At 60.0% G+C, this 13138-nt stretch carries 8 protein-coding genes; 6 read left to right on the top strand and 2 right to left on the bottom strand.

Annotated features, from left to right (window positions below; translation table 11 throughout):
* Window positions 1-728: 728 nt before the first annotated feature.
* Window positions 729-1685 (top strand): hypothetical protein, encoded by a 957-nt coding sequence (locus CJ255_RS18525; RefSeq protein ID WP_097645580.1) that lies wholly within the window; start codon window positions 729-731, stop codon window positions 1683-1685.
* 18 nt (window positions 1686-1703) lie between these two features.
* Window positions 1704-2495, top strand: coding sequence for a hypothetical protein (locus CJ255_RS18530; RefSeq protein WP_097645581.1), 792 nt, complete (start codon window positions 1704-1706; stop codon window positions 2493-2495).
* Between the two features lie 514 nt (window positions 2496-3009).
* Here CJ255_RS18530 and CJ255_RS18535 read toward each other — a convergent pair.
* Window positions 3010-4407, bottom strand: a complete 1398-nt coding sequence (locus CJ255_RS18535; protein WP_097645582.1) for an FAD-dependent oxidoreductase — start codon at window positions 4405-4407, stop codon at window positions 3010-3012.
* Window positions 4408-4881: 474 nt separating this feature from the next.
* Here CJ255_RS18535 and CJ255_RS18540 point away from each other — a divergent pair, with 474 nt between their 5' ends.
* The 4 genes from CJ255_RS18540 to trmB all read left to right on the top strand — a co-directional run bounded on the left by CJ255_RS18540 (window position 4882) and on the right by trmB (window position 10377).
* On the top strand, window positions 4882-6366 hold the full coding sequence (locus tag CJ255_RS18540; protein WP_165774796.1) for a family 10 glycosylhydrolase: 1485 nt from the start codon (window positions 4882-4884) through the stop codon (window positions 6364-6366).
* A gap of 710 nt (window positions 6367-7076) precedes the next feature.
* Window positions 7077-8618 (top strand): type III PLP-dependent enzyme domain-containing protein, encoded by a 1542-nt coding sequence (locus tag CJ255_RS18545; RefSeq protein ID WP_165774797.1) that lies wholly within the window; start codon window positions 7077-7079, stop codon window positions 8616-8618.
* A gap of 124 nt (window positions 8619-8742) precedes the next feature.
* Window positions 8743-9636 (top strand): alpha/beta fold hydrolase, encoded by an 894-nt coding sequence (locus CJ255_RS18550; RefSeq protein ID WP_097645584.1) that lies wholly within the window; start codon window positions 8743-8745, stop codon window positions 9634-9636.
* A gap of 48 nt (window positions 9637-9684) precedes the next feature.
* Window positions 9685-10377 carry a tRNA (guanine(46)-N(7))-methyltransferase TrmB gene (gene trmB, locus CJ255_RS18555; protein WP_097645585.1) on the top strand — a complete coding sequence of 231 codons (693 nt, stop codon included), beginning with the start codon at window positions 9685-9687 and terminating at the stop codon, window positions 10375-10377.
* On the opposite strand, the gene CJ255_RS18560 is transcribed toward trmB, so the two are convergent.
* On the bottom strand, window positions 10296-13138 hold a 2843-nt coding region (locus CJ255_RS18560), incomplete at its 5' end, for a CHAT domain-containing tetratricopeptide repeat protein (RefSeq protein ID WP_217352488.1). The two genes, trmB and CJ255_RS18560, sit on opposite strands and share 82 nt — an antisense overlap.

Genomic DNA, 13138 nt, shown 5'->3' on the forward strand with positions numbered 1-13138 from the left:
TGAAGGATGAAGGATGAAGGATGAAGGATGAAGGATGAAGGATGAAGGATGAAGGATGAAGGATGAAGGATGAAGGATGAAGGAACGCAAAAAAACTGCGGTGCCTTCGCCCCTCTCCCACAACGTGGGAGAGGCGGTGCCCGGTTGGTGAGCCTGTCGAACCAGAGCTTGCCGAAGGGGGTAGGGGGTGAGGGCCATCCGGGGCATCCCAAAGCCCTATCCGCAGTTCCTGCCCCTTCGCCCTTTAACGGCGGAAAGAATTTTTGTGCGGATGCCTACGGATTCCTGATGGGGATGCGCTCTTCGACCCTCACCCCCCTTCCCCCTCTCCCGCAAGCGGGAGAGGGGGCGACGAAATCGAGATTCTTGGCGTTGCAATGAGGTTTTTACGCGGAAACGCATATATTTTCTATCCGCCCTTAAGCCCTTCGCTCCCCCGCTCCCCCGCTTCCCCGCTCCCCCGCTCCCCCGCTCCCCCGCTCCCCCGCTCCCCCGCTTTATCGCTTTCCCGCTTTCCCGCTTTATCGCTTTCCCGCTTTCCCGCTTTATCGCTTTCCCGCTTTCCCGCTTTATCGCTTTATCGCTTTCCCGCTTTCCCGCTTTCCCGCTTTCCCGCTTTCCCGCTTTATCGCTTTCCCGCTTTATCGCTTTCCCGCTCTACCGCTCTACCGCTCTACCGCTCTACCGCTCTACCGCTCTACCGCTCTACCGCTTCAAGGAGTCCCACCATGCCCTACCTCACGCCCCACCTCACCCACCCCGAGACCGCTTGGCTCATCTATGCCGTTATGCCCGCATTGGCAATCCTCGGCTTTATGGTGATCACGATTCTATTGCGTCCGCGCATCGCCACACTGATCGTCATGGCCCGCACCCGCCAGGCCCACCAGACGCTCCAGCACATCCCGGCGGCCGAACGGCCCGACCCGGCGCTACTCTGGGCCCCAGAGACCATCCCAGCCAGCACATTGGCCGGCTGGGGCCTAGGGATTACCACCATCATTGCGGGGGTGCTTGTGCTCCTGGCCCCCTTGGGCCTTGCGCTGGTACTCGGTGCCCCCCTTGCGGCCCTAGCCATCGCAGTGATCAGCGTGGATGCGCGCAACCGCTACATCAACGCCCTCGACCGCGACCTCACCGGGGCAGTCGGGCGACTCGGGGCACTGCTGCGTGCAGGCACCGGCATGCGCCCGGCCCTCGAACGCATTTGCGCCGACATGCCAACTGGACCGCTGCGCGACGAGTGGCAATTCCTGCTCACGCGCCAGGGCATGCCCCTCAGTGGTGGCGGCATCGCCACGCCCCAGCAGGTCGTCCTTGCCCTCGCCGACCAGACCCCCTCGCAACGTCACGCCACCTTTCTCAACCACCTAGGGGCCTCGGTTGGCCAACCCCAAGAGGTACTAGCCAAACGCTGCGAAGCCGCCTACAGCGCCCTGCAACTCTCCGAGCGGCGCCGCGACGAAGCGCAGACCGAATTGGCCCAGATGCGCTACAGCGGCGTTGCGATTGGCCTTGCCGGTATCTTTATGGCCATTTACCTCATCTGGACCCAATGGGAACGCTTTATCTTTGCCTACAGCAGTTCGCTTGGGGCCATTGTTGGCACCGTCGTTGTCATGGCCCTCGCCCTGCCCATTGTTGGCGGAACCCTGCTGGCCCAAGTGGAAGATAGTGACTACTAACCCCCCAGGAGAACCATTATGCCTAGTCTACTCATTGCCCCCGGCGCACCCTACTATCTTGCGGCGCTCGCTGCCGCCTTCATGGCGCTGCTCGGGGCGCGGCTGCAACCGCGCCAACCGAGCTACGCGGCTCCGAGTGCCGCCAGCCGCTTTGCAGGCATCGGACGGATCGTTGCGGGCCAAGTGGCTGGCGCAGTCAGTGCCGCCATGCTGATCGGCCTCGCCCTGGCCAGCGGCGCAACCGGCAACCAGCGCCTCATGCTCTTCGCGGGCGCACTGGCCGCCTACCTCACCTTTGGCATCGTCATGCCCCGGCTACCGCAAATCCGCCGCGAACGGGAAGCCGCCGCATTGCGGCGGCTCACACCCGGCTTTGTCGCCTTCGTGCGGGTCGCCTTAGGTAGCTTTGAAGCGCCGATTGCAATCCTGCGCCGCTACGTGCGGCGTCCCAACCCGCGCCTTGAACCAATGCAAAACCTAGTGGACGAAGCCCTCGCCGTGGGTGCCGACCTACGCCTACGCCCCTTTGCGGCCCTGAGCCATGTGGCCAACAACCGTGGCTGCCGCGAACTCAGCGACGTTGCCGCCACCTTAGCCCAAGCCGAAGCCGAAGGAGCCCGTGCCGAAACCGTGCTCGCCGCCCACCAAGAGACCCTCGAACTCATCCTGCAAGGCGAATTCCGCCGCCTCATCCGCCGCCGCACCATGTACCTCCTGCTCATGGTTGCGATTAGTTTGGTGATCGGGATTCTTATTAACTTGCTCTTTGTCATGACCGGCGGCGGCAGCGCCTTTGAGCAACTGCGCTAACATAAACATACGCCTGTCAGCGGTGTATTGGTGGCGCTTCGCCGCCACCAATACACACCAAGCTAGGAGACTGTCTGAAAAGCCCATGAACTGGCGTTGGAGTGCCGGCTTCAGCCGGCTAAAGCCGGCACTCCAACCCGTGACCACTAGCTTTTCAGACAGCTTCTAAGAGCAATACCTTTCAAATAAGCTCGCGCAAAGCCGCAAAGCGGCTAAGGGAAGGTTTCATGCCATTTTACAGTTTGGCCTCCGACGGAGTGCCGACTTTAGTCGGCTGAGGTCGCCGACAACCTCTGGATGCCGACTAATGGTCTTCCAGAAATTAATCCGGTGTCGCGGCACGGACTAGACCTGATAGATATGCCAGATCTGCGAGGTCTGGTTAGCGGATTATTTACTGGAAGACCATAAGTCGGCACTCCAACGGTAAAGCTGAAAGGCTGTTTCTGAAACCATCCCTAAGGTCACAACTACCGCTATTTAAAAGGTATTAGGTTTAGACGGAATACGCCACTTACGCTGTATTACGCCCGGCGTGGATAATCGCCATCATCTCGGTGACACAGGTCACCTTGACGCGGGGGCGACCTTGGGCTTGGCCTTGGGCGCTCTCGTGGGCATCGAGCAGCTTCCAGTCGGCGTAGGTCACGACATCCACAGCGCGTTCAGCGAGGAGCGTGGCGACATCGCGATCGGCGGGGGCAGCGGGCAGGTTGGGTAGATCGGCCAGCATAGACACGACGGTAGCCGCAGCATCGGGCTTATTGGTGCCAATCACACCTGAAGGGCCGCGCTTGGCCCAACCGACCACATATTCACCAGGGATGACCGCATTGCTCTCTTGGTCGGTTACGCGCCCTTCCACGTTGGGAATCGTGCCCTTGGCGCTGTTGTAGGGTACGCCGGGCAGGGGTACGCCCTTATAGCCAACCGAGCGCAGGATCATCCCGGCCTCAAGCGTATCATAGTTCCCAGTGCCCTTGGGACGCATGGTGCCATCGGCGCTCTCGATGAGTTGATTGCGTTCCACCTTGACCGCTGTCATCTGGCCGTCAGCGCCGAGAACCTCAACGGGCGAAGCGAGGAAGCGCATCACAATGCGGCGGGGCGCACCCGTTGCGCCACGGGCAGCATAAGTACGCAGCAACTCAACATTCTTCAGCGCCGTCTTATCATTGGCGAGGCTCGCCTCACTCTGCGGATCGAGCGCGAGATCAGCGGGGTCAACAATAACATCAACGCCAGCCAACTCGCCAAACTCCTTCAACTCAGGGTTGGTGAAGGCGGCCTGGGCGGGGCCACGTCGCCCCAGCATCACCACCTCACGCACCTTGCTCGAACGCAGCGCCGCAATCGCGTGATCGGCCATATCGGTCTTAGCCAACTCATCGGGGTCACTGACGAGGATGCGGGTCACATCCATTGCCACATTGCCATTACCAACCACAATGACCCGCTCGTGATCGAGGTTAAAGCTAAGTTCACGGTAGTCGGGGTGGCCATTGTACCAACCGACAAAGATCGTCGCGGGCATACTGCCAGCCAAATCCTCACCGGGGATACCCATCTTGCGATCCGACTGGGCACCAACGGCGTAGACAATCTGATCGTAGTGGGCCTTCAGATCGGCGTGGTGCAGATCGCGGCCAAAGGTAACATTGCCAAAGTAGCGTACCCCCGCACCCGCAGCCAACTTATCATAGACCCGCGTGACCGCTTTGATGGACTGGTGATCTGGCGCAACACCTTCACGCACCAGACCATAGGGTGTAGGCAGACGATTAAAGAAATCAATCCGACAGACCAAATCCTTCTGCTTGAGCAGTGCCTCAGCGGCATAAAAGCCCGCTGGCCCTGCCCCGACAATCGCCACACGCAGTGGACGTTCAGCGGTTCCCAGGTGTGCGCTCACGGTTCTGCTCCTTTGCAACACAGCTCCTGCGCGGGCTGCATGGTATCTGTACGCCCTATAAGCCTATTGCAATGTAACATGCAGCTATGAGGTGTGTCAAACCTCATCGCTGCATATTCCCTTTCCGAACCTCCGCCAACACCTTAATACCAATTACCCTTGAACATGCCGCATGATCAAGCACACGAAAGCTCATTGAGACGCCATGTTCGGCAATCTGCAATCGGCAATCTGCAATCGTAAATGGTGTTATACCAATTACCCTTGAACATGCCGCATGATCAAGCACGCGAAAGCTCATTGAGACGCCATGTTCGGCAATCGGCAATCGGCAATCGTAAATGGTATTATTGGGGCAAAGTTGACAATAAGCAGACTTCAAGGCACCATGCGCGGCATTGAGTGCCGTGGGGTAAAGTGGTTTTGCCCCACTTGTAACCAATGGTGCGAGGCACATCAAGGAAAGGAATTGCGATGCGCCACGGTTTTGTTGCTCTGCTGATCGTTGTTGTCCTGCTGGCTGGGCTTGCGCCGCCGCCTTCGGTGGTACAAGCTCAAGAGGCTCCGATTCAACAAATGCGGGCCTTTTGGGTGGACAGTTTTAACCCTGGTTTTTACAATCATGCTGAGGTTGACGAGTTGGTGGAGAATGTCGTGCGTGCAGGGGCGAATACCATTATTATGCAGGTACGTCGCCATGGTGATGCTTGGTATAATAACGCGATTGAACCACGGGCGCTGCATCCGCGCCTCGCACCAGCACACGAATTTGACCCCTTGGCCTATCTGATCGAAAAGGCCCACAGCCGTGGCGTACGCGTCCATGCATGGTTGGTTCTCTCGGTGACCTGCCGCCGCGCCGATGCGCTCTGGGGCCACCCGGAGCATGTCTGCACCCACCATGGCCCTGATGTTCCCGATCCGCAGCGTTGGACGACGGCAACCTTTGGGGGCGTGCAGGTGGGCGATTTTGATTTTGGCCATCCGGCGGCGGTACTGCACCTCGAGCGGGTGGTACAACATCTGCTCTGGGCCTATCCTGAACTTGATGGCATCCATTGGGATTATATCCGCTTTGGCGGGCAGAGCTACGGCTACAATCGGGTGAGCATTGAGCGCTTCAACCTGGCTCATGGTCGCCCACTCCATAGCCGTCCGCAGCCAGCAGACCCGGAGTGGAGTCAGTGGCGGCGCGACCGCGTGACCGAATTGGCCCGGCGGCTCTATATTCGGGCCAAGGCGATTAAGCCCACTATTGAGGTGAGTGCAGCCACGATTACGTGGGGCGGTTTGGGAACCTATAGCCCCCACGATTGGCCCAACTCTTCAGCCTATCGCCAGGTCTTCCAGGATTGGCCCGCTTGGTTGGAGGAGGGCATCATTGATGTGGCGCTGCCAATGCAATACTTTGCCGAAGGGGTGCCGCGTTCACGCGAATGGTACAATGGCTGGCTCAACTTTAGCCGCAACCATACCGGGCGGCGGGCGGTCGTCGTGGGGCTTGGCTCGTGGTTGAACACCCGTGAGCAGAACATCGCCCAGATTCAGCGTGCCCATACGCCCGACGAGCATGGCCGCGTCCTCTCAGGCGTAGCCTTCTTCTCCTACGATAAGCCCTTTGCAGGCAGCAACTTCCATACGCGCCGCGAATTCATGGATCAACTGCGGGCAACCGTCTTTGCACAACCGGCTCAGGCACCTGATTGGCCCTGGATTGCCAATCCGACCCATGGCATGCTTCAGGGCATCGCAGAGGTGGATGGTGCCATGGTGCCCGATGCGCGGGTCACACTGATCCACAATGGCGAGTGGCTGCGTGACATCCATGCGAGCGCTGATGGTTGGTACGGTGCCGTGGAGTTGCCCCCAGGTGAGTACACCATCATCGTCACCCATCCCGATGGGCGACAGCAGAGCCGCTATACAGTGGTTCAGCCGGGGTTGGTGAGTAATTTGTAGCTAGGGTGTGCGAGGGAACCTGGTTCCCTCGCGCTCCCCCTCCGCCCCACGCGCAAGCAACAAAAAAAGCTATTGACATGGGGGGGGCATAGGGGTATAATGCTTGCCGGTCGTGCCAAACGACCAATGGTTCCGCGCCCCCCGTTACGTTTTGGTGACGGGTTTCGCGTTCCGGGAAGGCACCCGGCACAGCGCAACACGCAACACCGAACACGAAACGAATGTCGCCGTCGTGGCGATCACGCGAAGGGTGATCAGCCGCATGGAATGTGACGGTGCCGGGTGGGCTACAGCGAGGCAGTATGGACGTTCATTCTAATTTATGCGCCCACGATGTGCGCCATCCCAACTGCACCGACTTGTGGCCTGAGAGGGGCTGGGGTAGCCCTGTGCGTTAGCGGCCTGATCCGCACGCATCCGCGTTAGGCTCCTGCTGTCGGCGCAGGGGCTTTTTTCATGTTCATGATTTGTTGCTGGAGGCATGGGCCTCGCGGCTTGGTTTTGCGTTGCAACATACCCATTTCAGATTGCAGATTGCAGATTGCCGGACATGGCGTCTCACTGGTGTTGCAACATACCATTGTAGATTTCAGATTGCAGATTGCAGATTGCCGGACATGGCGTCTCACTGGTGTTGCAACATACCATTGTAGATTTCAGATTGCAGATTGCAGATTGCCGGACATGGCGTCTCACTGATGAGGAGGGCATTGGTACAATTGAAGCAGCAGACCTACACCAACTATATGCAGGATCAATTCGGGTTCGCGGGTGAGGGTCAACTCACTGATTTTATGGTGCGGCGTGAGGGCGAATTGTTCTTGGGCGGGCACCTGAACCTGAATGAGTTGGCGCGGAACTATGGCGCTCCGTTGGAGGTTGTCTATACCCCGCAGATTACGGCTCAGGTGGAGCGTATGTATGCTTGGGCCGAAGTGGCGCGCCAAGCGAACAACTACGCGGGGCGGTTTCTCTATGCCTATGCGACCAAGGCAAATTTCGCGGCAGAGGCCGTGCAGACCGCGTTGGCCGCTGGGGTTCATTATGAGACCTCGGCAGCCGCCGATCTCACGATTGCCCATAGTCTCTTTCAACAGGGGCTGTTGACCGAGGATCGCTTGATCTGCTGTAATGGCTCCAAGGAGCCAAACTATCTTGCTGCAATTCGGGCTTTGCGCCTTGATGGCGCTGCCAATGTGACTCCTGTGCTTGATGATCTGGATGAGCTTGATGCGTTGCTTGATCTGCCTGCGCCGCTTCAGTTTGGTGTGCGCGAGCGTGCCGCTGGCAACCGCGATGGGCTGCATCCCGGCAATGATCGTTTTGGTTTGAGTGATGCTGAGCTTAGGCTGGCGGCTGAGCGGATTGCTGCCAGCCCGCATCAATTGGTCCTCTACCATGCCATGATTGGTAGCCAAGTGGAGGACGAGGCCCACTTTTTGGCGACGCTACGCGCTTCAGTGGAGGGTTATTGCCGTTTGCGCCGTCAAGTACCGAGCTTGCGCTACTTCAATTTTGGTGGCGGCGTGCCCACGTCGGGCTATCGGCTCGGTTTTAGCTTCGACTATGCGGGCTTCTTGAGCCGACTGATGGCGACGCTGATTGAGACCTGTGCCGCCTATGATGTACCTGTTCCTGACCTGATCGGCGAATTTGGGCGCTACACCGTCGCCAACCACAGCGTCTTGCTGCTTGAGGTAGGTGCGGTCAAGCATGGCCAGGCGGGGCAGCCGGATTGGTACTTGATGAACAGCAGCATGATGGTCAGCCTCCCGGATGCGCTGTTGGTCGAGGGCCAAGAGTTTGTCATGCTGCCCTTGAGCGACTGGGATCGCCCAGTGGTGCCGGTGCGCCTCGCGGGGCGACGTACCTGCGACAGCGATGATGTCTACCCACGGCCCCACCGCCCGCCGCTGATGTTGCCCAACAGCGGGGCAGGACTACTCGTAGCCGTTTGCGGGGTAGGTGCCTACCAGCAGATGATCTCCGGGCGCGGCGGGGCGCACCACTGCCTCAGCCCCGAACCAGCGCGCATCATTGTCAGCGCCCAAGGCGAGCAACTGGTAACCCGCTATGTCCCGCAGCAGGATCAAGCGAGCATCATGCGGCTGTTGGGCTATCAGCCGCGCCCGGTACCCAATCCGCGCCCGCTCCGGCTCACCCCGGTGGTGGTTGGAGCGAGTGGGGTAGCACGGCGGCGCATCCAGCCCCGGCCACTGCGTTTGGTACGCGAAGCAGCCTCGGGCGATTAGGGACTTGGGGATGCGGCGCGGGAACCAAGTTCCCGCGCCGCATCCTGTTTGGCGTTGGGGCTGCGCCACTTGGCTTCGACCTACAATCTGCAATCTACAATCGAAATTTGGTATAATGCCTCCTATGTTCCGTCGTTCCAAGCAACACGCCATTGCGGCTCCACTTGCTCCGATTAGGGTAGGCTATTATGCGCCTTTGGAGTTGAGTTATCTGCATGCTGGCGATCACGGGCACCCTGTGGTGATGCTGCATGGTTGGGGGGCTTTTAAGGAGTTGTGGTGGCCTACGCTGCGTGGCTTGGGGCGCGACTATCGCTGTTTTGCGCTTGATCTGCCGGGCCATGGTGATTCGGCGCTGGGGCGGGCCGCAACGCTGGTGGCGTTGGCACAAACGGTGGCTGACTTCTGCGATGCGTTTGGGCTGAAGCCGATGACGCTGATGGGCCACTCGATGGGTGGTGCGGTGGCGGCTGAGTTGGCGCTGCTGCGCCCCGATCTGGTTAGCCATCTGGTGTTGGTAGATGCGGCGGTTGATGCCTATCGCATGCCTTTCTATGCCCGTACCTATATGCTGCCCACCTTTGGCTGGGCGTTGCTGCGCGTCTCGCAGGCGTTGGGGCGGGCCGCGCGCCCTTTGAGTACGCAGGTGCCCCACGAGCATGGTGGAGGTTGGCTGCGTCCGTGGTTGCGCCGCAATGCCTATCTCTCGATCTTTGAACCAGAGGGATTGCACCGCCTCTACCGTTCGCTCTTTGCCACCCGTACAGGTGCGCGTCTGGCGCATCTCAGCATGCCCACCCTGGTCATTTCGGGGCAGTTCGATAGCCTTGTACCTACTGCCCATTCGCGCCGCATTGCGCGACTCATTGCTGGCGCACGCTACGCCGAAATCCCTGGGGCTTTGCATAACCCTATGGATGAGCGCCCGGTAGCCTTTGAGCAGGTAGTACGATCATTTCTACCGCAAAGGGATAGTTTCAGGGCACTTTACCGTTCGGAGGCATTCAGCGCATCCTGATACCGCAAACCTATTTTCTCGTTTCTGTATCCTTCCGCAGACAATCCTATGGGCCGAGGACGTTACCCGGCGCGCCTGAGGGTTGCGCCGCCATCCGCCGATCTTGCGGCGCGCTATTTGCGCGTCTGGCCGAGTCGGGAACTCTATCACAACCCTAGCGCCTTCCCGCTGCTTAGTTCCAGTGGGCTCTTTGGCAATCAGCGCCCCTTGGAGTTGGATATTGGCTGTGCAACTGGCGATCTGCTGCTTGCGCTTGCTGCTGCCAACCCCGAGGTTAATTATGTCGGCATTGAACTGGTGGCCAAACCGCTCTGGCGGGCGGTTGAGCGGGCCGCCACAGCCCAACTCAACAATCTGTGCTTCATCCAGGCCGATGCGCGGCTGGCCTGCCGTCAGATCGGCGACAAGGCGCTACAGACGGTCTACATCCACTTTCCGGCCCCATTACTCCGCAAGCGTCAGCGCAACCAACTGCTGATTGGTCTACCCATACTTTCTCAGCTTGAACGAGGGCTTGTACCGGGGGGCCGTTTGAGCTTTATGAGCGACCAACCCGATCTGTATGAGCAGTTGTTGAGCCTGATTCCCGCCACACCGCAGCTACAGCTACTCAACCCCGAAGCATGGTCGTTGCCATTGAGCAACCTGCTCAAATCGCACTACCACCGCCGCTGGGAGGCACGGGGCCGTCCGATTCTACGTGCCGAGTTTATTGGTGTAATGTGCCGCAACAGTGGTTGAAACGCGGCCCAGTAGTAGTGGTGGAGACGGCCCGTGCTACGGACGGCTGCACGGGCATGGCGTAGGGCCAGCGGAATGCTCTGGCCTGCGCCAAGGGACTGGTAGAAGTTGGCCATGAAGGTACTTGTGGCGGCATCGTGGACAGGCCAGAGGCTGGCGATGGTGGCGTGGGCGCCGGCGCAGAGGAAGGCACCGGCCAAAGCCAAGGCGACGCCGCCCCGTTCAGGCACTTTGCCGGTATCACAGGCACTAAGCGTCACGACCTGGGTGCCGTTGAGTTGCAGATTGAGTACATCGGCAAGCAGCAGGGGGCCATCGGCGAGGGCGAGTTGCGAGAGCAGGGGCGCTTGAGCGCTGATCTGTCCGTGCAGAGCAAGGTGCAGGAGTTGGGGTGGTCTAGGCCATGTTAGGTCGCGCAACTGAGCTGGGTTGCAGCAGTGGGCTTCAGGCTGGACATGCTGGATCGCTGCCAACTCACTGGCGACATGGGGCAGGGGCGGTTGGCCTTCCCACCCAAGCAGCAGGGGCGGGCCATTGTCGGCATCAGGTTGGGGCAGGGCCAGCACAACGACAGAAGGCACAAGGATTAGCTCATATTGTTGATCTAAATATGTTAACTCATTGAGATCACGCAGCGCCGCCCATGGCACACTATAGAGCGGCCCGTCGGGTGCAATGATCAACTGCGTAAGCGAGGGCGGCAACAAGGGCAACAAGGGCGCAATGAGCAGTTGGTGGAGTTGTTGCAGCAGGCGCTCACTGGGGTCAAGTTGGCCCTGCGCGAGGCGCTGTTGCTGTTCAGCACTGGCGCAATAGGCGAGGCTCGCACGCTGCAAGGTGAGCCGGTTGAGCAGCGTCGTCAGTTGGGCCAGATCGCCAAGTATGACATAACGTGGTGGGCCTGTGGCTTCAATCAGGAAGACCACAAGCTGCTCACCGGCCACAAGATACTCAAGGGCGCAACTTGTAGCGGGCAGCGCCTGTTGCAGCACAGCCAGATTGGGCAAGACATGGGTACTGCGTTGACGCACATGCTGGCGTGCTAGCCCATTCAGTTGAGCTTCAAGCGTATGGATGCGCTGTTGCATTTGGGTACGCAGTTCAGGAGTTGAGGCAACATGCAACTGCTCCTGCCAGTAGTCCCATTCGGCCTTGGTTCGCAACCAGTGGGCATCGTGCAACAGGGGTGTACGTTCAGCCTCCAGCGAGGGCGCGGCCAATTCAGCCCAGATACCACCTTTTGCCTCGAAGAGCGCCGCGAGCGCCGCTTCAGGCTTGGCAGCCTGTAGGTAAGCGTTAATCAGATCGGCATAGAGCGGAGCAACGCCAGTGAGATAGCTCGCCTTGAGCTCCTCAACCGGCATCATCTGACGCATCAGGGAGGCCAATTCAGCGGCGCGTTGTAATGGTTGCCAGGCTTCGGCGGGGGGCAAACGGCGGGCAAGACCGACGAGGGCGCGCTGTTCCAGATCGATGAGATCGTTGGCGCGGGCCAAGGCAGCCACATGGCGATACTCCTGCGCAGCAAGGCGCACCCCTGTGCTTAAGTCAGCCACGAGCAACGCCAACTCAAGCTGCTCTGTCAGCAACCCAGCCGCCTCTAATTCTGCTTTTGCCTTGCTCACCTGAGCCAAGGCGCTACGCCGGGCGGCGCGGGTGGGATGCAGACGCGGATGGGCTTGGTAGCCAAGCAACAGCGCTTGCAGCACCGGAGGCGCTTGGGCGAGATACTGGGCCGCACGGGCCAAATCTTGGCGGGCCAGGGCAGGTTGATCGAGGGTCAGGGCCAAACGTGCAGCCATCAACAGCGCCTCAAGAGCCTCTTGGCTCAAGCCGGCATGGACAAAGCCCTCAACGGCGCTCAGGGCAGCGCGACGGGCCTCATGGGGCAACTGCAAACGCGCATAGAGACCCGCCTCCTCCAATGCCACTGTGGCTTGGTCTTGTTCAATGGCAGCAGCAGCAAAAGCTTGGCGGGCCAACGCAAGCAGGCGCAGAGCGGCAAAGAGTTGGCCCCGGTAGGTAGCGAGACGTGCTTGGTTCACGGCGACCCATGCACGCAAATCAGGTGCATCAGCAACCGTCATCGCCTGCTGCAAGGCATCTTCAGCAGCAGCAAACTGGCCCAAAAAGAGCGCGGCAAAAGCCTGATTGACCAGCGCCTGGGTCTGTGCAGCGGGCTGCTGATGCTGCAGAGCCAGCCGCTCGGCTTCACGGGCAGCGAGCAACATCGCCTCATAGTTACCCAAGCGCCCCTCAACATCGGAGCGATTGATAGCGAGGGCCGGCAGAAAGCGCTGCTCTGCGGGGGCATCAGCAAGGCAACACGCGGCCCGTTCCAACGCACTGCGCGCCTCAGCCAAGCGCCCCAACTGGCCGAGCAGGCCGGCATAGCCAATCTGCAAGCGCCCCTCTTCGGGCGGGCGCTCGTGCGCGGAAAAGAAGGCCAACGCCGCCTCATAATGTTCCAGGGCAGCTCGCGGCTCACGGTAGAGCAGCGCCAAGCCGTGGCACCAATGGGCCAACGCCGTCGCTTCAGGCTCAACCGCTGGGTGCGCCAGCGCCCACGCTTGCTCTACCGCCGCATGCAGAGCGGGTGCATCACCTTGATCAAGTAGATCTAGGATCGTATCACGGAGTTCGCGCAAGCGCGCGAGGGTGGTGGGAGGGAGCATAATACCATTGTTGTCTGAAAAGCCGGGGGGCACACGCTGGAGTGCCGGCTTTAGCCGGCTAAAGCCGGCACTCCAACGCCAAACCA

This window comes from Candidatus Viridilinea mediisalina, assembly GCF_002532535.1.
Classification (GTDB): domain Bacteria; phylum Chloroflexota; class Chloroflexia; order Chloroflexales; family Chloroflexaceae; genus Viridilinea; species Viridilinea mediisalina.